Raw genomic sequence first — 22,134 nt, 5'->3', positions numbered from 1 at the left:
TGTCATTTTTTTTACCTCATCTTTTTTCACAGTTTTACTAGCTTTTTCATTTGAGCCCTTTTTCATATATTTGCAAAAGTGAGATGCACCCGAAAGTCATGCAAGATTCTTTCCAAAAATCGGGATGGGGGTTTGGTTTTACCTGGCCTCACGGTTGGGAACTTAAATTCTTGGTAAAAAGGTCGAATTGGAGATTAAATTATCCGGTTTTCCGGATAGATTATATTTGGTATTCAAAGCATTGGGGTGCTAAATCTAGTTCGGTTTTGGAGGCAACAGAGTCCGATCATTTGCCTGTAGGAGCCGAACTTATTTTGTTAAAGGAAGCCAGATTGTGAGAAGTTTTTTAGTCAATACCAGTCTGCGATTGCAAGTTCCGAAACTCTAGAAAATTCGTTGACATTGTGGGTGACGAGGGTCGCTTGGAGGGCTACGGCTGTCCCTGCAATCAAAACATCCATCGGGCCGATGGGAGTACCTTGTTGCTCCAACTGGGCGCGAATTGTAGCAGCCGCAAGAGCAGCATCGCGATCGAAAGGAATAACGTTAACTCTGCTCAAAAATTGCTGAAGTTGTTGGGTGCGTTTTGCCGGCGAATTGGATTTAGCAATGCCGACTTGCAACTCAAAAAGGACGATCGTAGAAACGACTATTTCCTGGGGAGAAACATTAGCAAGGTTTTGAGCAACTTGTCCTTGACCTTTGAAATAGTAGATCAAGGTGTTGGTATCCAAAACGTACATTTACAGACTCTCCCGCAGGATGTCTTGTCCAGATTCAGCACGAATATCTTCCAGGGATGGAAAATCTTTTTCCCAAGTTCCAGCAAGGGAAAAAACAAGTTCAGTCCAAGGAATCAGAGAGTCTACGGTGTCTGTTGGTTGGTTTGCGCTCAGGTGCTTGGCACAAACGAATTCAGCGAAAGTGAGAATTTCGCTGGCTTGGTCTTTGGGAAGGGTTTTGACGATTGCGTAAATCTGTTCAGCGATGGTCATAATCTGGTTCTAGGTAAGGTGCAGATTCAATTATACAAAACCCATTTGCTTCCTGCTTTATAAGTCTTCGTCGCTGTGGACTTTGCCCAATAAAAACTTAGCTAAGCACTGGCGGCAATCCTACCTCTTGTGGCTGCACAAATCGGCCGTTAAAACTAACAGCTTTATCCTCAAAAGTCCTCGCTTCCGCCACCGCTTGCCGCAAATGAGCTCGCTCCATATCGTCCTGAATTCCCCCCACCAAATATACAATTAACTTCGTCGCTAAATCCTTTCCAGAAACTAGCATTCGCTTTTTGTTCGGATCGTACAAAATTCCGTACCACGCAGACTCAGGATTGTCCATATGGCTAAATCCTTCATCCACATCGTACCTGCGGAGTTTGTCGAAAATAGATTTCAGGGAAAGTTTCTTCCTAAATACTAGAATTCCCAAAGCATTAGCTAAAGCAACTTGACCGACTGGACGGAACAAAATATTTCCCTCGCCCCCTGGCTTTTCAAAACTAAATCGGCGCAATTCAGTCGTTTCTTCGCCGCTTTCAATTCTTTGATAGCTGGGTAAAGTTGCTAAATGATCGAACAATTTTTTAAACTCTTCAATTCCCTCTTTTAGTTCTTCATCTTCGGGACGCATGGGAATTAAACCTTTTCGTTCCGGCTTCCAATGAGGGAATTTGTATTCTAAATACCGTTCGGACATATCTTGCAGCGCTTGCAATGTGGTTAAGACAGTTGATTTTGCTGCGACTGTGGCGCTGTCCCAATTGACGCGGGGGTTTCTGTCTTCTTGTTCTTTTAATAAGGGATGGGTGACGGCAATTTTTCGGGCTGCGATCGCAAATCCGTTGTCCTCGTTCAATAATGCTAGCTGGCCCTGACTCAGCGTTACCGCCATTAGGTTAACGTGCACAAAGATCGATCGCACGCGCCGTTGTGCTTGCTGTCGCGTTTCCCCCGCTACCGCCGCCGGGATAAACTCAATTCCGATTTTTTCGTGAGCTAATTTATACACTGTTTCGGGGTCGATTTGATACTCTTCTGCTAAATCTTCCAGAGTAATTGCAGCGCCGACAGGTTTTTTATTTTTGTTGTATCTTTGCAGGATTCCGGTTTTAATTAAACTCATTAAACCTTGGACTCCCATCAGGCGATGCTGGCCGTCTAAGGCAAAAATTGAGACTTTTTGAGAGACATTCAAAAGCCCTAAGTTCTCGTTTTTATCAAAGGATGTAAATTCAGTCGCGGATTTGGTTGCTACGCCATTTTTATCCCATTCCTCGGCTAGAGGATTATCTACCCACGGGGGACTGACGACTACTAAAACTGCGGGGAATTTGTGCGATTTTCTGGCGGCTAAATATTGAGTGAGGGCGGCTTGGCGCGACCAATCTAAGGGACGCTGGATAATTTCGTCAATGGTTTCGTCGTCGCGGACGATGTTGTTCGTTTGGAGGTCGAATTTTTGGCGGAAAAGCGGCATCTGGGAGGCGAAACGGACGCGAGAGTCTAACCATTCTAGGGTGACTGAACCGATGTATGCTTCGCTGTTTCCCATCTGGGTTTTTTGTACGAAAATGCGATCGTCCTTTCCTAAATAATTATCTAATAAAAGTGCGATTTCCTGTCTGTCGCTATTTTCTTTTTCTAAAATTTTTATAGCGAGGTCATCCGCTGGGTTGGTGTTCATCGGCGGTTTTTATATAATTAGGCTATTTTTTCAAAAAATATCATATATTAAAGTTTATGTCAACACTTGTTTTTAAAAAAACCTTGTGGAATACTTAAGTTATGCCCTACTAGCCCACCTTATTACCATAAAAGCCGAAAAAAATCAATAGCTATTAATGCTTAATTTCTCTGCCCCATGCCCCATGCCCAATGCCCCATTCCCAATGCCCCATTCTAAAATATGTCTACTCCTTCTTTTGAATACATTTTGCCGGTAATTCGGGGCATTCAAGCGGGCCGCGAATATTACGTGTCGATGTGTCCGGTGCGTTTTTTGCCGAAATTGTTTCCCTTTGAATCTGAAGATTTGCCGCCCTCTATGCGGGAGAAACGCGCGCTTAACAAAGCTAGGATTCCCGAAATAGCTGAGTATTTTGTTAAGAATCCTACAAATTATACTTGTGGGGCAATTGCTGCTTCGATTGATGCGGATATTACTTTTGAAGCAGTGGGAAATGAGGCCGAAGAACGGAAAATCGGTCGCTTGCGAGTGCCGATGGATGCTAAGTTTACTATTAATGACGGACAGCATCGGCGCGCGGCTTTTGAGATGGCTTTGAGGGAAAATCCGCAGTTGGGATATGAGACGGTGGCGCTGATTTTGTTTCTCGATATTGGATTGGAAAAATCGCAGCAGATGTTTGCTGATTTGAACGGTTTTCAAGTTCCTTTGGAGGCGTCACTCAGTCTACTTTACAACCACCGGGACGATCGCGCTTTTGTGGTGAAGGCGGTTGTTAAGCAGGTTGAGGTTTTCCGGTGTTTGACTGAGATGGAGAAGGGGAGTTTGAACGGGCGATCGCACAAATTGTTTACGCTGAGTGCGATCGATCGTGCTATCATGGCTTTGCTGTCTAATATTCACGGCAGCGAACAGGCAAAACCCTCTGGTTCTCGCACCAAAAAAGAACAGAAAGAGGAAGAACTTGCTCAAAAAATACAACTGGCGGTTAGTTATTGGAATGCGGTTTGCAGTTTTATTCCAGATTGGCAATTAGTTCTGCACAAGCAAGTTGCGGCGGGGGAAATGCGCCGGGATTGCGTACACTGTCACAGTGTTGTGCTTGAGAGTTTGGGGGAAGTTGGGGCCGCTTTGCTGTCGGTTTTTCCTGAGAGTTGGGAGGAACGTTTGAGCCTTTTGCAGCAGGTTGATTGGTCGATTTCTAATCCTGATTGGGAGGAAGGGATTTTGTTGAAAGGGGGGATTTCTAAGTCAAGGGCGAGTGTTAGTTGGATGACAGATTATTTGAAAAAGCGGTTGGGTTTGGGAACGGCTGATGCACGCAGACAGTGATATAATTATCTCCTGTTTAGGCTAAAAAATTACTTTTTAGTCGGCTGACACTGCTTAAATTGTCTAGTTTCTGCGTTATGGTTGTGCCTTGCGGCGGTTAACTTTTTGTTGAAAAGAGTGTAAAATTTTAGATCGGATTGTATTTAATCATAGCGGGAGGAGGAAATGACTACAGGAGAAGAGTCCGAAAATAAGAATTTAGCATACTATCGCCAACGTTTTGCCTCTCTTAATGTCAGTAATACACGCCAACGTGGTCAAGCTAATCATAAGCCAATATTACTATTATCAATCATCGATCTAATTGCTCAAGGAATAATTAGGGATAATCGAATTTATGTTTCAGACGACTTAATTAAAACCTTTAATAAATATTGGGATATCTTAGGTTCTGAATCTCACAATCGTGGTTTGCACTATCCATTTTGGCATTTGGAAGGCGATGGTTTCTGGCATAAAACATTAAAGTCGGGATTTAATGGTTCTAAGCCTAAGACCACTAACAAGCTAAGAGAAGCTGTAGAATACGGTAGTTGGGATAATGAATTATTCGATTTACTTCAAGACCAAAATTCGAGATCGGAATTAATAGATACACTGATTGCGACATGGTTTTCATTAAATAGGGACGATATTGGAGATATTTTACAAGTTAATCAAGACTTTGAAAAAGTTACTCAGACAGAAAGAGAACTATCAGACTCAGCATTAATTCCTGACGCAGAACCGAAATTTTATTTAACCAAATCTGCTGTTAGAAATGCTTTTTTCAGGAAAGCAGTAGTACATACATATGACTACAAGTGTGCATTTTGTCGATTGAAAGTCATCAGGAATCTCACTCAAACTATTGTAGATGGCTCACATATTAAGCCGTTTTCCAAGTTTTATGATAATCAAATAAATAATGGGATATCATTGTGTAAAAATCATCATTGGGCTTTTGACCAGGGTTGGTTTGCTATAGATGATAATTACCGAATTATCGTCGCTGATGACTTAGAAGAGGAATCCCCCAATGCCAAATGTATGAAAGATTTTCATAGTGAAACTATTCTCCTGCCGGCTTCCGACCAAGATTTACCAAGACTTGAATCGCTAGAATGGCATCGGCTGAATGTATTTAGAGCTTAATTAAGTAACTGAGGTTAAAGACATGACAGAAACAATGAAAATACCACTCTTTCCACCCCGTAGTGTTAGTGAGTTAGTGGCAGAAATCGAAAAATTAAGTAAAGAAATTAAAGAGTTATATTGTTTAGATGATATACCTTGGGTTTTAGGATATTCCGGCGGAAAAGACAGCACTACGGTAGTGCAGCTTATCTGGTATGCGATAGCAGAATTGCCACCTGAAAAAAGAACGAAAAAAATCTATGTAATCACAACAGATACACTTGTAGAAAACCCGATAGTTTCTACTTGGGTACGTCAGTCATTAAAACAGATGAAGTCTGCTGCTATAGAGCAACAGCTACCAATAGAACCTTATATGCTTTATCCAGATGTCAAAGATACTTTCTGGGTAAACTTGATGGGAAAAGGCTACCCAGCACCGAGACATGGATTTCGCTGGTGTACTGAACGCCTGAAAATCCTTCCTTCTAATCGGTTTGTGCGTGATATGGTGAGAATCAATGGAGAAGTAATTCTTATATTGGGGACTCGCAAAGCTGAAAGCACTAAACGCGCGGTTTCAATGGAGAAACATGAAATAGGTCGCATGAGTGACCGTCTAAATAATAATTCTAGTTCCATTAAATCTCTGCTTTATCAGAGTCCTAGTCTGCCTAATTCCCTAATTTATAGTCCGATAGAAGATTGGCGAACTGATGAAGTCTGGATTTATCTAAATCAGTGGGCTAATCCTTGGGAAAATAGCAACAAAGATTTATTTACCATGTATCGAGGTGCAACAGCCGACAATGAATGTCCTTTAGTTGTCGATACTTCTACCCCTAGCTGCGGCAGTTCTCGCTTTGGCTGCTGGGTTTGCACAATGGTAAGCCAAGATAAATCTATGGAGGCAATGATTCAAAACGATGAGGAAAAAGAATGGATGCAGCCTCTTCTCGATATTCGCAACGAATTAGACATTAAAAACGATCGCGATAAAAGAGACTTCCGCCGCATCTACGGTAGAGTAGAACTGTTTGAACGCAACATGGGCGACGACACAACCTCCGTCGAACCCATCCCAGGGCCCTACACCAAAATCTGGCGAGAACACTGGCTGAGACGAGTCTTGGAAGCACAAACCCAAATCCGCAAAACCGCACCCCTAGAAATGCGCGACATCACCTTAATTACCCCAGAAGAACTTAGCGAAATCCGCCGAATTTGGTTGGAAGAAAAGCACGAATTCGACGACAGTTTACCCCGAATTTACGAAGAAGTCACGGGCGAACCTTTTGAAGATTCCCGTCCCGCCGCTGAAAGAAAACTCCTCGGTAGCGATGAATGGACTGCGATCGAAGAGATTTGCAGCGAGGACAAAATGCACCTCGAATTGATGGCAAAACTCCTTGATACAGAACGCCAATACTACACGAAACCCCGACGTACAGGCATTTACGCCGATTTGGACAAATGCTTTGAAACCAGTTCGCGATCGAAGGAAGAAGCAATTGGCAACGCCCACTATCAACGCAATTTAAAAAAAGCGGTGGAAGATATTAAAGCAAATCCGACGGAAAAAATTCAGCAATTCAAAGATGCGATCGCCCAAACCAACAGTTCCGCCAAAAACGATACCGTTGATATTGCCAAACTTAAAGAAGAACTCGAAAGCAACAGCAATCAAAGCAGACAGCTATCTTGGGCAGACATCAAATTTTCTACTCCCGATGTAGGAGATAAAAATAGCAAAGATTAAATCTCTTAAATCAAAATTTACCCTGCGTAAGGTGCGTCAGCTATCATTATTCTCGACATAATGGATAGCCCAATCGCTGACGTACCTACCAAACAAATTAGCAACCACCGACAACATCTACAATGCAATTCCTCGAACTCGTCCTCAAAAACTTCGGCCCCTATGCAGGCACCCAAACCATCAATCTCCGCCCCGAAAAAGACGGAAATCCCTGCCCAGTTATTTTATTTGGCGGCATGAATGGCGGCGGCAAAACCACCCTCATGGACGCCATTCGCCTCGCCCTCTACGGTGGTCGCGCCCAATGTTCCACCAGAGGCAATTTAAGCTACAGCGACTTTCTCAATCAATGCGTCAACCGCCACACTCCCCCATTAGAAGATACCCGCGTCGAACTAACATTTGAACAAGTCCAAGACGACAAATTAACTCAATTCAAAATAGTTAGATACTGGAAAAAATTAGACATCAAAGACACCTTAAGCATTCTCATATACAGCGAGATTGTCAGCGATTGGTGGTCGGACAAAGCAATTACTAACACCTGGGACGAATACATCGAAACCCTTTTACCCGTCGGAATATCCAACCTATTTTTGTTTGACGGCGAACAAGTAAAAGAACTCGCCGAACTCGAAACACCGCCGGAGTTTGTCGTCGGGGCGATTAAATCTCTTTTAGGTTTAGAATTAGCAGAACGCCTCGCCGTCGATTTAGAAATTTTAGCCGGCCGCAAGCGGAAAGAAATTGCTGGCAAAAAAGACTTGGCTGCTTTAGAGAAAATCGAACAAACATTTAATAAAATTACTGATGAAATAGACTTAGCTAAGCAAGAACAAGCCAGCTTTAAAAACGAATTAGATAAAGCTCAAAAAAATCAGCAACAAGCATCAGAAAAGTTTATTTATGAAGGCGGGAAAATTGCCGCCGATCGCAGTCAGCTAGACAGCAAGCTAAACAACTACAGAAATCAGGCAGACAAAAGCCGTCAAGCCATGATGGAATTGGCATCAAATACGCTACCACTAGCCCTAATTTCGCCTTTGCTAAGTGAAGCAAAAATTCAAGCAGAAACAGAAGCCAGCCAGCAGCAAGCAAAGATTGCCCAAAATGTTATCAAACAAAGAAGCGATCGCCTCCTCAACTATATCGCGGAAATCTCCTTAAATCCCCAACAGCTAGATAAAATTCAAGACTTCATCCGCCAAGAAAACCAAGAACTCGAACAGCAAGCCGGAACAGACGTTCCGCCCTGGATGAACGCCGACAACAACAGCATCCAGCAACTAGAAAACCTCCTTAGCTACCAAATCAAAGCCCAGCAAATTCTAGCCCGCGACCAAATAGAAGAAATCAAAAATATCGAATCAGAAATCGACTTTACAGACAGACAACTCGCCGCCGCCGCTTCCCCGGAAGCCTACGAAAAACTAGAAGAAGAAGTCAGGAAAGCCCAAAAAGCAGTCGCTATCGCAGCCGCAGCCTTGGAATCAGCCAACCGCCGCGTCGATGAATTAGAGAGAGAATTAGCCAAAAACCAAAAAGAACTAGAAAACTACAGCAGCGAATACATCACCATCAGAAACAGCCAACACGTCATCGCTTCGATTGCCAAAGCCCAAGCTACCCTGAAACTCTTTAAAGAAAAACTCACCCTCAAAAAACTCAACAAACTCGAAATAGAAATTACCGACTGTTTCCGCTACCTGTTGCACAAAACCGACCTCGTGCACAGAGTTGCGATCGACACTCAAACATTTAGCCTCTCCATTTACGATCCAGAAGGCAAACCCGTACCCAAACACCGACTTTCGGCCGGGGAAAAACAATTGCTGGCGATCGCCTTTTTGTGGGGATTGGCGAGAGTATCGGGGAGACAATTGCCAGTGGCGATCGACACTCCCTTGGGCCGCCTCGACTCCTCCCACAGAAACAACCTAGTCGAACGCTATTTCCCCTCAGCCAGCCACCAAGTTATCCTGCTTTCTACCGACACGGAAATTAGAAAAGTAGAATACGAAAAACTCCAAGAATTAGAGGCGATAGCCCACAGCTACCTCCTCAAATACGACTCCGCCAAACACCAAACCACCGTCGAAAAAGGTTACTTCTGGGAATAAAAACTCGCCCTAAAAAATAGCCACAACCCCTTGACTTTGCCCTGGGGTTGCGGTAGTATATATAGGATAATGGGATGGTGGCGAAAATAAAATTTTCGCCACCATCCCATTATTCAGGATAAATCCTAATACAATCAAAATACCAAAAAAAAACGATTTAATCAAGTTGCGCCGTGTAAAAAAATGTTAATTACTTTTAGTTATCTAGAGGCTTTGCTTCTTCAATATTAACACTTTTTACAATATACCAAACAATCTCAAACTCATGGAACCACCACTCGATCGCATCCGCCTATCCCAAACAGGCAAAGACCAACTATCAAAACTGAAACGATCGACCAAAATCGATCAGTGGAATATTTTATGCAGGTGGGGATTTTGCCGATCGCTCGCCGAGCCCAGCATCCCATCCCCAGTACCAATTCCCAGCGACAGCAACGTCGAATTAAGCTGGGATGTCTTCGGCGGCGACATGGCCGATATCTTGATAATTGCCCTCAAGCAGCGGTGTCACCAAGACAATTTAGGCACAGAAAAAGAAACTCTAGCGAAACAGTTTCGCCTGCACTTGCACCGAGGGATTGGTTATTTGGCCGGCGATCCCAATATTAAGAAAATCGAAGACTTGGTGGCGATCGCCCTATCGCCTGAAAAATTAAGAAATTAACTGACTGTTGACTTCTTGCCCCTTCTTTCTTCTTCCTTCAACAGCGGGAAAAAATGACCTACTGGCCCTTGGCCTTCCCCAAGATCCAAAGCATATTTGAGAGCAGTAGTAACATAATCCTTAGCCAATGTTACCGCTGTAAACAAATCTTTCCCCAAAGCCAAATTAGCCGCGATCGCAGCACTCAAAGTACAACCAGTCCCGTGAGTATTCCCAGTGTCAACATTTTCAGTCTTCAACACATCCAACCGCGTACCGTCAAACCAAACATCAATCCCCCGCAAATCCCCCTTCATCCCGCCGCCTTTTACCAAAACCGCCTTCGCCCCTAAACTGTGAATTCTCTCCGCCGCCTTTTGCATATCGTCCACAGAATCAATCTCCAAACCGCTCAAAATAGTCGCCTCAAACCGATTCGGAGTCACGACAGCAGCCATTGGAATCAAAACATCCTGCAAAAATGCGATCGCCCCCTCATCAATCAATCGATCGCCCGATCGTGAAACCATCACCGGATCGACAACCAAATTCCTGATTCCCAAAGCCTCAACCTGTGAAGCCACCGCCGCCATAATTTCCCGGTTCAACAGCATCCCAGTCTTCACAGCATCCACCCCAATATCCCCAACTACCGCCTCAATTTGAGCCGCCACAGCCTCAGCAGACAAAGCATCAACTCGCATCACCCCCAAAGTATTTTGAGCCGTCACGCAAGTCAAAGCACTCGTACCGTGCACGCAGTGAAACGCAAAAGTCCGCAAATCCGCCTGAATTCCGGCCCCGCCGCCACTATCCGAACCCGCCACTGTCAAAGCCACAGGAATCATCGATTTAATCATCTTTTTTCAACTGCAGATAAACACAGACATATCCCAATAATATCTGGGTTCATCGTGGCACGGGCGTCCCGCCTGTGCTTCCGAAGGGGTTAAAATTCCCAAACAAAATTAGCTATGATTAAACCAAATGTAAAGAATTATTGCAAACAACTGTGAAACTCACCCGAATCGACCTCAACTCTTGGATCTTCCACATCGCAGGCCAAACCATCCTCGTCGATCCCTGGCTGGTCGATCCCCTCGTATTTTACGGTCAACCCTGGCTGTTCACCGCCTACCACAACACCCCCGTCGCCTTCACTCCCAGCAGCTTACCGCCGATCGACCTCATCCTAATTTCCCAAGGATTAGACGACCACTGTCACAGGCCCACACTCGAACTGCTCGATCGCACAATTCCCGCGATCGCCTCGCCGACGGCCGCCAAAGTCCTCAGAAGTTTAGGCTACACCAATATCACATCTTTAGCAAATTGGCAAGAATTTAATTATCAAGAAAAGTTACAAATAACCGCCGTACCCGGAGCCGAAATCCAGCCCGGACAAGAAGAAAACGGCTATTTGCTCAAAGACTTAAACAGCGGCGAGACACTGTACTACGAACCGCACTTACCGCCATTAGACAAAGTAAAACAGAAAATAGATACAGTAGACGTAGCGATCGCCCCAGTCATCGGTCAAATTTTCCCCTTCCTCGGACAAGTCATCATCGGCCCTTCGGAAGCCCTGAAGCTTGCCCAAACCGTAAAGCCTAGGTTTTTCGTGCCGACAGCGGCGGGAGACATCCGAGCCACAGGCATTTTACCAATGTTAGTGCGATCGGTCGGCAGCATCCCCGAATTTCGCGATTTACTAGCAAAATCGGGACTCTCCACCCAACTCCTCGAACCCGAACCAGGACAAACCCTAGAAATTTTAGATTTTAGATTTTAGATTTTCGATTGGAGATGTTCGATTTGAGATTTTCGCTTTTCTAGATTGGAGATTGGAGATTGGAGATTCAATCCAAAATCCAAAATCCAAAATCTAAAATCTAAAATCTAAAATCATCTTGGCGGGCGACGGTTGCGTAAAAACTCAGGAATATCCAATCCCAAATCCTGCGGCGGTTTCGTTTTCGGATCGGGCGTCTGTTGAGCAGGAGTCGCCGGTACAGTTGCAGCCCGCCAAGGAGCATTAACATTTTGCGTCCGCCCCGGAGTCGGAGGCGACGGAACTTCCCCCGAAAAACCAGTAGCGATCACAGTAATCTTAATTTCGCCCTGAAGCCGCTCGTCAATCACCGCTCCAAAAATAATATTAGCATTCGGATCGACAACCTCGTAAATCGTCTCAGCCGCCGCATTCACCTCGTGCAGCGTCATGTCAGTACCGCCAGTGATGTTAAACACCACACCTCTAGCGCCCTCAATAGACGAAGCTTCCAGCAGAGGCGAAGAAATAGCCTGCATCGCAGCCTCCCTAGCCCGCGACTTGCCAGAACCCACGCCGATGCCCATCAAAGCCGAACCCGCATCCGCCATTACTGCCCGCACGTCAGCAAAGTCAACATTCACCAAACCGGGAATAGTAATAATGTCAGAAATACCCTGAACCCCTTGGCGCAGGATATCGTCAGCAACTCGGAAAGCTTCTTGCACCGGCATTTGTTCCGAAATCACAGACAGCAGCTTGTCGTTAGGAATCACGATCAGCGTATCCACCCGGGTTTGCAAAGCCGCAATCCCTTCCTCAGCTTGGCTGGTGCGCCGCCGTCCCTCAAACGTAAAAGGCCGCGTCACTATGCCCACAGTCAAAGCGCCCATTTCCTTAGCGACCTCAGCCACGATCGGAGCCGCGCCCGTGCCCGTACCGCCGCCCATGCCGGCCGTGATAAATACCAAATCCGCATGATTCAGAGCATTAGCAACCTCGTCGCGAGATTCCTCCGCAGCCTTTTGGCCGATCGCCGGATTGCCCCCCGCGCCCAAACCGCGCGTCAACTTCTGTCCGACTTGCAAGCGTTTCGGAGCATTTGAGAGAACCAGAGCTTGGGAATCTGTATTCACGCACCAAAACTCGACACCAGAAACCTCGCTAGCAATCATCCGGTTAACGGCGTTGCCCCCACCACCGCCGACGCCAATTACTTTGATTTTGGCGGCACTGCTGGGCATTATGTCTTTGGGATTGACCATAGGATCGATATCAATACTATCTACATTTACATAACCAGACTTGCGTCTAAAGGGATTGGCGGAATCTGCAGCCACCGGAAAATTTTTTACTTCTTCCGAAGGGGGACTGTCTTGATCAGACCCCTGTCTATTATTAAGCTTCATTAGAGTCGGGGATAGTAGATTACAGCTTGTTAACTAAACGCCAATTCACAATCAACTATAGGCTAAGTTGCGCGAAAAACTAACACTGGTAGATGCTTAATGTTAGCCAATCTCGGATTTTGTCGGCCTCGCTAGCCCGTACCTCCCTCATACCCCATCAACGCGCTTGTGCAGGAGGCACTTGTACCCAAGGCAGAAGGAAAAAAAAAGGGCTAGTATCACTTCCCCAATCGGTATGGAAAGAAAAATCAGATTGTTTTTTCCAGACGCGGAGGCATATCAAAAAACTCTCCTTATTTCAAGCCCTGCGTATTGATCCTGATGGCGAAAAATTCTGCAGTCCGATCGATCCCTTCTACCTTCTGTTGACAGAGGATCAATTCTGGGATCGAGTGGGTGCGGGAGTGGAACTCTCCAAACTGGGGGGGAGTTCTGGCAAATGGACGATCGGCGAAGCAGGATTTTTCAAGTCAATGTAGGCTATTTTGCTTGAATCTAGCTGTTTTGGCAATTGTCGCATTCGGTCTAAAACCTTAAGTTGCTCCGCAGTCGTGGAACTGTACGGCCCTAAGTGTACGGTACCGATCTCTGTTTTCAAGATCAAGTTGTTCGGGTCTTGCCAATTAATCTCAAACACTTTCACCGTCAAGCCGCTGAGTCCTTGGTAAAACTGCGGCCAAGAGGCGCGATACTGTTCCAAAGGCCCGATGACTTTTAAAGTTGGCAAAGAACGCTGAGGTTGCGTTCCCGGAATGTTGCCGGGTCCGATCGAACTATTCTGCGATCGCACAGCAGTATAACTCTCCGACGGCATCCAACCTCCGCGAGCGTCCAGCCACCCCACTTTTTCCTTGTCGCTGTTCGATCTCAACACCGCAGTAGGCTGAGCTACCGCCACCGGCAGCCGTTCTGCCACTTCTACAGTCAAACTCGGCGGAAACAAGTTACGAGTCACCTTCGCTTTGGCGATCGGCCCCGTTGACTCCAGCTTTTGGGCCAGCGCCTGCGGTTGAATCCCCCACAGCGACTGCGGGTAAGACAGCGGCACCAAAGACCGCACCGCCTTGTCCGACAGCCACTGATTGCCCTCCACCTTCACTTGTTCCGATCGGGCAATCAACCAAGCCGGCTGCGCAATCCACCAGAGCAAACCCCCTGCCATTGAGCTCGCTGCCAACATTTGCCACACCACAGCCACCACTCGACCGCGACGAAGCCGCCGCAACTCTTGGCGCCTGCGCCCTAACTCTGTTTGAGAAACCGCTCCAAAACTAGCCATCTACCTCTTGACAATTTAATAATTAAGGATTAGCACAAATTCAAAACTTTTTAAGCTCTCTCCTGCAGCCCCGTTCTCCCCTACCATTTAACCAGATCCCCGCAAATTTACCCTGACTCCTGCCAAGATCAGTAATATCACTGATCTCCCTATGTAATTAAAAGTTATTAATTAATAATTAACAATTCCAGCGCCGGGAAAGCCGCTTAGCAAACAAAGGTTCTTTGGGTATTTAGGGCCTTACCCCACAGGGCAAAAGGTTACAAATCCCACTAAACTCAAGCAAAGAAAGTTTAGACTTTCGATTAGCTTGTTTAACTTTTATTCGGCTTCAATTGTGATCCCACTCGAATTAGACAGATTCTATAAAGCCTGCAACCCGAGCAAAACCCTTGTTGCGGGAGACCCAGGAGATTATCAATACTACATAGATTTTGGTTCCGTGCGCGGCGGCAAAATCATTGAATCTTTACAGCGAACCATTACCCGCATCTCCCCCAACGAGCCAACCTGTCAGCTATTTACAGGACATATCGGGTGTGGCAAATCTACGGAATTGTTTCGACTGAAAGCTGAGCTAGAGCAAGAGGGTTTTTGCGTCGTCTACTTCGAGTCTTCCCAAGACTTAGACATGGGTGATGTAGATATCAGCGATATTTTGCTGAGCATTGCGCGCCAAGTTAGCGAAACTATGGAATTAGCTAAAATCAAACTCAGACCGAGCTATTTTACAAATCTGTTTGCAGAAGTGGCAGAATTTTTGCAGACTCCCATAGATTTGTCAGCGGAAGCCGAGTTATCTGTAGGCATTGCTAGAGTTACTGCTAAAACTAAAGACTCTCCCAAACTGCGATCGCAACTCAGGCAATATCTCGAACCCCGCACCAACAGCATCTTGCAGTCCATCAACGAAGAACTCCTCAACAGAGCTAACGCCGAACTCAAGCACCAAGGGAAAAAAGGGCTCGCAGTCATCGTTGACAACCTCGACCGCCTCGACGCCTCCCTCAAACCCAGCGGACGCACTCAGCCAGAATACCTGTTTTTAGACCGCGGCGAACAGTTAAAAAAACTCAATTGCCATGTCGTCTACACGATTCCCTTGACTTTGATTTTTTCCAACGACTTCGGCCGCCTCGCCAGTCGATTTGGAGTCAAGCCCAAGGTGATGCCGATGGTACCGGTGCAAATGCGATCGGGCGACGACCACACAGAAGGAATGGCACTGCTGCGGCAGCTAGTATTAGCTAGAGCTTTCCCCGCAGTTGCTCCCCATCAACGCATCGATTTGATTTCCCAAGTCTTTGACTCTCCCGAAACTTTAGACCGACTTTGCCGGATTAGCGGCGGTCACGTTCGCAATCTACTGATGCTTTTGTATAGCTGTTTGCAGCACGAAGACCCTCCCTTCTCTCGCGAATGTCTCGAAAGCGTCATTCAAGAATATCGCGATGACCTTTTGGGAGCCATCAATGACATGGAATGGGAATTGCTGTTTCAAGTCGTCAACCGACAAAGTGTAACCGGCGAAGAAGAGTCTCAAATCTTGTTGCGAAGTATGTTTGTCTTTGAATACCGCGATCAAGAAGGTCGCTGGTTTGGCATCAATCCAGCCCTAGCAGAAACCAGAAAATATAAGGAGTTGCTGCAGCGCATTGAGCCAAAATAGTTGGGATTTTTGAGATTGCTTCGCGACTCTAAGATCCCTGAGCCACGAGTGACTTAGAAACTCTTTAACTTAACATTCACCGCTCAAAACTCCGAACTCCTAAAATCCAATAGAGAAATCAGCCAGCGGCAAAAACCGCTGGCTGATTTGTGTTGAATGCTAGCTATATGACACGAATTTTATTGTCGCGTAAAACTTTGCCGCCACCAAGGACTTGCCCCAGTCTCAACTCTCATATCTGCAATGCCAGACCCCCTATTTCTGTTTTTACCTGTTGAGCTTATTTCAACTAATCCCATCCCGGACGACATTTTTCTGCTGTTGTGCTAAATGCCTGCTACAGATAGCTCGGAGCTGTTTACTAATAGCTAGTCGTCGGTATTATCATAACTTGAGCGCTTAGCTATTTATAGCCTGTACTCATTTATCTGTAGCTGACAAAAAAAATTCTTAGACGGGCTTAAATTTTTATTGTGAAGTCTCGCATTCTCTGAGATTGAGAGGTATGATATCTTTACATTGGCTGTAATAACTATGTAAGTATTGATAGGACAAGTACGGAAAACTACGTATTTATACAGAGATAAAGCGTCAGACAGAGACGACTATGTCTAAGTAGATACGCTTTCAGTCACGATTGGCGAGCGTTAGGTAATAGATTTATGCAAAAGAGGTGCACGCATGACCGATCTAATTAAGGTACAAGAAACTGCCAACTACAACGAGCGCTCGCTCAAAACTCTGGTAAGATCCATCACAATGTCTCAACACCAATTCTCGCTAATTTTGGTGCGCTGCAACTACGAGCAGTTGCGGCAGCAAATAGCGCAGCGGCTGCGAGAAGTGTCCCCAGTTCCAATTCAAGATTTCGTCCTGCCAGCTTCAGTTAAAACCCTCTACACTAGCCTGCTGGCAAGCACTTTTCAGGAGGGGTTTTCCCCTGTAGGTTCCGCCTCGGCTTTGATGGTATTCGGTTTAGAAACAGTAGTAGCGATCGACGAACTGATGGCCTCTACCAATCAAGTGCGAGACGAATTCCGCAAAAATTTTTCCTGCCCGGTAATTTTGTGGGTAACAGATGACATCGTGACCAAAATGATTCGTCTGGCCCCGGATTTCAAAAGTTGGGCCGCCGCCACAATTAAATTTGAAATGGCAGTTGACGAATTAATTAATTTCCTTGCTAGGCGGGCCGATACTATATTTAAGGTAGGCGAACTCAATCAAGAAATCGGAAGCAGCAACGTCGGCGCCCTGGCTAGTTTTGGAACCTGGGAAACGCAGTGCGAAAAACGCGCCCAAGAGCGCGAAATTAGCTCCGGAGAAAGCTTTATCACTTTTCACTCTCAACCCCAAAACGCACGACAATCAGATCTCCGCTCGTATTCGCCCTTGAGTCCGGGCAATACCCTAGATTTGGCGATCGGCTCTTTGCCACGCCGAGAACTAGAATTAGCTTTAAGAGATTTACAAAATCGCGGTGAAGAATTAGAACCCGCCCTCAAAGCCAGCCTGCAATTCGTTCTCGGTCGAGATTACTATGTCAGCGACCAAACCGAAACTGCCTTAATTCACTACCAAGAAAGTTTAGCCTTTTGGCAGCAGCAAACCGGCAACTGGGAACTCGCAAACTCGGAAGATTCCGAAAACCCAGAAACCTTCTCTTCCTTGTCGAATCCTGTCCCCAACATTTTATATTTAGAGAGAGAAGGCATAGTGCTGTTTCACATAGCCCTGTGTCATCGGTTGCAAGCAGCCAGAAATCCGGTAGCCAACCGCCAGCACTGGGAACAAGCTTGGATTAGCCTCGAACAATCTAGAAACGCTTTCTCCCTTGCCTCACGTCCCGAATTGGTAGCTGAGGTGACAGCACACCTCGGAGAAGTGCTGCAGCGCCTGAAAGCTTGGGGAGAGTTGCAAGCATTAGCTGAAAATTCTTTGCAGTTGCACTTCACTTACGGTACTGCCAGCCAACTAGCTCAAGATTACGGCTTTTTGGCTGAAGTTGCCCTGCAACAGTCGAGGTGGAGTCAAGCCCGCCAGCTAGCCGAGTTGGCTTTGGCAATTTTGGATCAAACGCCTAACGATTTGAGATTGCTGATTGAAGATTTGAGATTGGGGTTTGAGGGAAATTATCCAGAAATTGTGGGCACTAACGAGTCAAGTAACGATCCCAAATCTAAAATCCAACATCCCAAATCTGACAGAAGTTCGTATCTTTTACTGCTAGCCCGAAGTTTGCGGCAGCTAGACCAGTGGGAAGCGGCGGTTCATTCATTGGAATTGGCTCAATCTCAAAGCGAGCCGAAGTACGACCCCCGACTTTACATCGATATTTTGACGGAACTGCAAGCGGTTTATTTCGAGCAGGGAGAGTATCTCAAAGCGTTTCGGATTAAAAAAACCCAGCGGTCGATCGAATATCAATACGGATTTAGAGCTTTTATCGGAGCCAGCCAATTGCAGCAGCAGCGACAAGCCGTCAATCCTTCGGGTCCCTCCGCTCAAAATCAAGCCGCAATCGCAGCGGAAATGACAGCTTACTCGCGCCAAACAGATATCAATAGCTTGCTAGAAAGAATTAGCAGGGACGACCATAAATTAACTATTATTCACGGGCCCAGCGGAGTCGGGAAAAGTTCTCTAGTCAATGCCGGCTTAGTACCAGCTTTGAAAAATATTACTCCGGGCGCGCGCGATACATTGCCCGTAGTAGTCAAAGTTTACACTGATTGGCTGGTGGAGTTAGAAAATGCTTTGAACAGCGCACTGTACGACAAACAAGCCGAAGAGGAAAGTAAATTAATCTCCAAAGGACTACAGAAAATCCATAAAAGAAGTTGCTCGGTTATTCCGGCTCGCAGCTCGGAAGTGTCTTCTTTTATTATAGAGCAGTTGCGCGAAAATGCCACAAATAATTTGTTGACTGTGCTGATTTTCGATCAATTTGAAGAGTTTTTCTTTGTTTCGACTTCAGTGGCACAAAGACAACTTTTTTATAATTTTTTGCGCTTGTTTTTGAATTTGCCTTATGTCAAAATAATTCTGTGCTTGCGCGAAGATTATTTGCACTACTTACTAGATTGCGATCGCTTCCCAAATCTTGACGCTATTAACAATAATATTCTCGACAAAAGCATCCGCTACCAACTCCGCAGTTTTTCTATCAAAGATGCGCGGGCTGTCATCGGACACTTAACAGAACGGGCGGAATTTTATTTAGAGCCGGCACTGATCGATGCCTTCGTAGAAGATTTAGCAGACGAATTGCAAGAAGTGCGACCGATCGAATTGCAGGTAGTGGGAGCGCAACTTCAAGAAGAAGGTATTACCAGTCTAGCACAATACCAGCAATTGGGGGACCATCCCAAAGCGGAATTAGTGAAGCGATCGCTCGAAAGAGTCATCTCTGACTGCGGGCCCGTTAACGAAGACGCAGCTTGGAAAATCTTGTTTTCCCTGACAGATGAAAGAGGCGTTCGACTGATAAAAACCAAACACGAACTCTCGTTAGTTACAGGTCAGCAGCCAGCCGATGCCCGCGAAACCGAATTATCGGCGATCGGCAGAAACCGAATTTCCCTACAGCGACAGTTCGCAAAAGACCCAGAAATCCGACAAAAGAAAACCGACAACCTCGACTTAATTTTAGACATTTTAGTCGGTCACGGTTTGCTATTTCTGCTGCGGGAAGCCCCAGAAGACCGCTATCAATTGGTACACGACTATTTAGTGCGACCGATCCGCCAAAGATTCGGCTTAGAAGCCAGACTGCACAAAGCGGAAGCGGATAAAAACATGAGTCAAGCACAGCTCTATCGAGCCAATACTTTTCTCAAACAACTGCTGGGATTAGCAGTGATCGGCGTCATGCTGCTAACGAGTTCCACGATCGCCGCCGTAAACTTTTGGTGGCGGGCCGTGGGTCAAAAACAGCTAGCTGTCGCTCAAACTCAACGAGCCGAAATTAGTACCCTCACAGCAGCTTCTGAAGCACTTTATTTCTCAAACAACAAATTTGACGCCATGATGGAAAGTTTGAGAGCTGGTAAAAAGTGGAGACACATCGAACACTCCCAAGAAATGTATACTCTCAAAGACACCGAAATTCTAATTTCTGCTGCGCTCCAGCAGGCTGTTTATGGAGTCAAAGAACGCAACCGCTTGGAGGGACACGGCGATGTAGTTTGGGGTCTTAGTTTCAGTCCAGACGGCGAAACAATAGCTTCTTCCAGTGTAGATAAAACCGTCAAACTTTGGCGGCGCGACGGCAGTTTGCTGGCAACTTTCAAAGGTCACACTAACAGCGTATCCTCTGTCGCGTTCAGTCCAGACAACAAAACAATAGCCTCGGCAAGTTTAGATAAAACTGTCAAAATTTGGCAAACAGACGGCAGTTTGCTGGCAACTTTCAAAGGGCATACTAATAGCGTTACCAGCGTTGCTTTTAGTTCTGACGGTCAAACGATCGCCAGTGCATCTACAGACAAAACAATCAAACTTTGGAAAACCGACGGGACGCTGCTGCGAACGATCGAACAATTTGCTCCCGTAAATTGGCTCAGCTTCAGCCGCGACGGCAAAATAATCGCTGTGGCGAGCGATGACGGTAGTGTGAAGCTGTGGAGTTCTGACGGTAAGTTAATCGCTAATTTGTGGCACAGCGAAAACAGACAACCCTCGAAAATTTACACCGTCAGTTTCTCCCCCGACGGTGAAACGATCGCCAGTGCGGGTGAAGACAAAACGGTGAAAATCTGGAGCATCGCTGCACTAAAACACCCAGCAACAGAAAATTCAACACAAGCAAATAAAGGTGAACTGCTAACAACTTTGCGGGGACACAGCAAATGGGTATTTGGTGTCAGTTTCTCTCCTGACGGTCAAACACTTGCTTCTGGAAGTGCAGACGGGACTGTCAAGCTCTGGAGTCTTGCTGGTGTTGGCGACAAACGCCCAACCGATGCTAGCAACATTAAACCGGAGAGTCGCTTGCTGAGAACTTTTGAGGGACACGCCGATCGGGTTACTCAGGTGACTTTTAGCCCGGAAGGCAAAACCCTGGCTTCGGCAAGTTTTGACAAAACTGTCAGGCTGTGGCGGCTCGATGACGTGCCGCTCAAAACCCTCGACGGACACCAAAACCGGGTGCAAAGCGTTACTTTCAGCCCCGACGGCCAAAGGCTGGCTTCTGCTTCTACGGACAAAACTATCAAACTCTGGAGCCGCACGGGAGTTTTGCTCGAAACCTTGGAAGGACACACTCAGAGAGTGGCCAGCGTCAGTTTCAGCCCCGACGGCCAGTTACTTGCTTCTGGGAGTTACGACAAAACGGTGAAAGTCTGGAGTTTGAAAGAAGATGGCATGAGTAATATTCTGCCTTGTCCTTCGGCTCCGCTGTTCCCGTGTTCGCCTTCTGTGCTGTTGACTCTCGACGGCCACGCCGACAGCGTGATGAGCGTGAGTTTTAGCCCCGACAGCGAGATTCTCGCTTCGGCGAGCAAGGACAAGACTGTTAAACTGTGGACGAGAAACGGCAGGTTGATTAAAACTTTGACGGGACACACAGGCTGGGTGACAGGGGTGACTTTCAGTCCCGACGGCTCGATGCTGGCTTCTGCAAGCGATGACGGTACTGTCAAACTCTGGAATCGGGACGGTCGTTTGCTGAGAACTTTTGAAGGAGCTCACAACAGTTTTGTGTTGGGGGTTGCTTTTAGCCCTGACGGCAAAATGCTGGCTTCGGCGGGTTACGACAATTCGGTGAAATTGTGGAAGGTGGACGGGACTTTGGTGGCGACGCTGCTGAAGGGTTCTAGCGACAGCGTGACTAGCGTTGCTTTTAGCCCGGATGGTTTGTTGGTTGCTTCGGGCAGTTACGATCATAAGGTGAAACTGTGGAGCCGCAGCGGGACTTTGCTGAAAACTTTGACGGGTCACAAGGATAGCGTGATGAGCGTAAGTTTTAGCCCGGATGGGAAGGTTCTGGCTTCTGCAGGCCGGGATAATCGGGTGATTTTGTGGAATTTGGATCTTGACGATTTGCTGGTGAGGGGCTGCGATTGGGTGGGGGATTATCTGAGAACTAATCCTAATGTGAGCGATCGCGATCGGCGTCTCTGTGAAGGGGTGGGGGCAAAACCAAATCGATTTTAGATTTTAGATTTTCGATTTCCAATTGGGGAATTCAGTCGATTTTAGATTTTAGATTTTAGATTTTCGATTGGGGAATTCAGTCGAAAATCGATTTTCGATGTTACTCATCCCCTTGAGGATCTCGATCGCTAATTTCGGCAGCGCGGGGGAGCGGACCGAGGGGGGCGGGAGGGGGGGGGGCGGGGGGGG

General features: G+C 46.4%; 14 protein-coding genes. 8 read left to right on the top strand and 6 right to left on the bottom strand.

Annotated elements, in window-relative coordinates; all coding sequences use genetic code 11:
• Positions 1–350: 350 nt before the first annotated feature.
• The 3 genes from E5S67_RS25865 to E5S67_RS25855 form a co-directional block, all read right to left on the bottom strand.
• Complete coding sequence (locus E5S67_RS25865; RefSeq protein ID WP_172191416.1) at positions 351–743, bottom strand: type II toxin-antitoxin system VapC family toxin; 393 nt, start codon at positions 741–743, stop codon at positions 351–353.
• Positions 744–995, bottom strand: a complete 252-nt coding sequence (locus tag E5S67_RS25860; protein ID WP_172191413.1) for a DUF2281 domain-containing protein — start codon at positions 993–995, stop codon at positions 744–746.
• A gap of 97 nt (positions 996–1,092) precedes the next feature.
• Entirely contained in the window at positions 1,093–2,685 is a 1,593-nt protein-coding gene (locus E5S67_RS25855) for a DGQHR domain-containing protein (RefSeq protein WP_172191411.1), read from the bottom strand.
• 222 nt (positions 2,686–2,907) lie between these two features.
• Between E5S67_RS25855 and dndB the strand changes: the two genes are divergently transcribed.
• The 5 genes from dndB to dndE all read left to right on the top strand — a co-directional run bounded on the left by dndB (position 2,908) and on the right by dndE (position 9,682).
• Entirely contained in the window at positions 2,908–4,020 is a 1,113-nt protein-coding gene (gene dndB, locus E5S67_RS25850; protein ID WP_172191409.1) for a DNA sulfur modification protein DndB, read from the top strand.
• Between the two features lie 165 nt (positions 4,021–4,185).
• Positions 4,186–5,154 (top strand): HNH endonuclease, encoded by a 969-nt coding sequence (locus E5S67_RS25845; protein ID WP_172191407.1) that lies wholly within the window; start codon positions 4,186–4,188, stop codon positions 5,152–5,154.
• A 22-nt stretch (positions 5,155–5,176) separates the two neighbouring features.
• Positions 5,177–6,895, top strand: coding sequence for a DNA phosphorothioation system sulfurtransferase DndC (dndC, locus tag E5S67_RS25840; protein WP_172191404.1), 1,719 nt, complete (start codon positions 5,177–5,179; stop codon positions 6,893–6,895).
• A gap of 122 nt (positions 6,896–7,017) precedes the next feature.
• Complete coding sequence (gene dndD, locus E5S67_RS25835) at positions 7,018–9,015, top strand: DNA sulfur modification protein DndD (RefSeq protein WP_172191402.1); 1,998 nt, start codon at positions 7,018–7,020, stop codon at positions 9,013–9,015.
• Between the two features lie 265 nt (positions 9,016–9,280).
• Positions 9,281–9,682, top strand: a complete 402-nt coding sequence (gene dndE / locus E5S67_RS25830) for a DNA sulfur modification protein DndE (protein WP_172191399.1) — start codon at positions 9,281–9,283, stop codon at positions 9,680–9,682.
• On the opposite strand, the gene thiD is transcribed toward dndE, so the two are convergent.
• Entirely contained in the window at positions 9,679–10,521 is an 843-nt protein-coding gene (thiD, locus tag E5S67_RS25825; protein WP_172191397.1) for a bifunctional hydroxymethylpyrimidine kinase/phosphomethylpyrimidine kinase, read from the bottom strand. The two genes, dndE and thiD, sit on opposite strands and share 4 nt — an antisense overlap.
• Before the next feature lie 152 nt (positions 10,522–10,673).
• Here thiD and E5S67_RS25820 point away from each other — a divergent pair, with 152 nt between their 5' ends.
• Positions 10,674–11,453, top strand: coding sequence for an MBL fold metallo-hydrolase (locus E5S67_RS25820; RefSeq protein WP_172191394.1), 780 nt, complete (start codon positions 10,674–10,676; stop codon positions 11,451–11,453).
• Between the two features lie 113 nt (positions 11,454–11,566).
• Here the strand turns inward: E5S67_RS25820 and ftsZ are convergent, their stop codons facing one another.
• Together ftsZ and E5S67_RS25810 are read right to left on the bottom strand one after the other, a co-directional pair.
• Complete coding sequence (ftsZ, locus tag E5S67_RS25815; RefSeq protein WP_172191392.1) at positions 11,567–12,841, bottom strand: cell division protein FtsZ; 1,275 nt, start codon at positions 12,839–12,841, stop codon at positions 11,567–11,569.
• A 376-nt stretch (positions 12,842–13,217) separates the two neighbouring features.
• Positions 13,218–14,120, bottom strand: coding sequence for a cell division protein FtsQ/DivIB (locus E5S67_RS25810; protein ID WP_172191390.1), 903 nt, complete (start codon positions 14,118–14,120; stop codon positions 13,218–13,220).
• Positions 14,121–14,457: 337 nt separating this feature from the next.
• Between E5S67_RS25810 and E5S67_RS25805 the strand changes: the two genes are divergently transcribed.
• Together E5S67_RS25805 and E5S67_RS25800 are read left to right on the top strand one after the other, a co-directional pair.
• Positions 14,458–15,789 carry a P-loop NTPase fold protein gene (locus E5S67_RS25805; protein ID WP_172191388.1) on the top strand — a complete coding sequence of 444 codons (1,332 nt, stop codon included), beginning with the start codon at positions 14,458–14,460 and terminating at the stop codon, positions 15,787–15,789.
• Between the two features lie 681 nt (positions 15,790–16,470).
• Positions 16,471–21,945 carry a WD40 domain-containing protein gene (locus tag E5S67_RS25800; protein ID WP_172191386.1) on the top strand — a complete coding sequence of 1,825 codons (5,475 nt, stop codon included), beginning with the start codon at positions 16,471–16,473 and terminating at the stop codon, positions 21,943–21,945.
• Positions 21,946–22,134 lie beyond the last annotated feature (189 nt).

It is taken from the genome of Microcoleus asticus IPMA8, from assembly GCF_013179805.1.
GTDB lineage: Bacteria > Cyanobacteriota > Cyanobacteriia > Cyanobacteriales > Microcoleaceae > Microcoleus > Microcoleus asticus.
The sequence above is the reverse complement of the archived record's forward strand: the minus strand, read 5'-3'. Positions and strand labels throughout refer to the sequence as shown.

Excerpts from the sequence above, each read along its gene's own strand:
- E5S67_RS25865 (WP_172191416.1), bottom strand. The coding sequence starts at position 743 with ATGTACGTTTTGGATACCAACACCTTGATCTACTATTTCAAAGGTCAA.
- E5S67_RS25860 (WP_172191413.1), bottom strand. The coding sequence starts at position 995 with ATGACCATCGCTGAACAGATTTACGCAATCGTCAAAACCCTTCCCAAA.
- E5S67_RS25855 (WP_172191411.1), bottom strand. The coding sequence starts at position 2,685 with ATGAACACCAACCCAGCGGATGACCTCGCTATAAAAATTTTAGAAAAA.
- dndB (WP_172191409.1), top strand. The coding sequence starts at position 2,908 with ATGTCTACTCCTTCTTTTGAATACATTTTGCCGGTAATTCGGGGCATT.
- E5S67_RS25845 (WP_172191407.1), top strand. The coding sequence starts at position 4,186 with ATGACTACAGGAGAAGAGTCCGAAAATAAGAATTTAGCATACTATCGC.
- dndC (WP_172191404.1), top strand. The coding sequence starts at position 5,177 with ATGACAGAAACAATGAAAATACCACTCTTTCCACCCCGTAGTGTTAGT.
- dndD (WP_172191402.1), top strand. The coding sequence starts at position 7,018 with ATGCAATTCCTCGAACTCGTCCTCAAAAACTTCGGCCCCTATGCAGGC.
- dndE (WP_172191399.1), top strand. The coding sequence starts at position 9,281 with ATGGAACCACCACTCGATCGCATCCGCCTATCCCAAACAGGCAAAGAC.
- thiD (WP_172191397.1), bottom strand. The coding sequence starts at position 10,521 with ATGATTAAATCGATGATTCCTGTGGCTTTGACAGTGGCGGGTTCGGAT.
- ftsZ (WP_172191392.1), bottom strand. The coding sequence starts at position 12,841 with ATGAAGCTTAATAATAGACAGGGGTCTGATCAAGACAGTCCCCCTTCG.
- E5S67_RS25810 (WP_172191390.1), bottom strand. The coding sequence starts at position 14,120 with ATGGCTAGTTTTGGAGCGGTTTCTCAAACAGAGTTAGGGCGCAGGCGC.
- E5S67_RS25800 (WP_172191386.1), top strand. The coding sequence starts at position 16,471 with ATGACCGATCTAATTAAGGTACAAGAAACTGCCAACTACAACGAGCGC.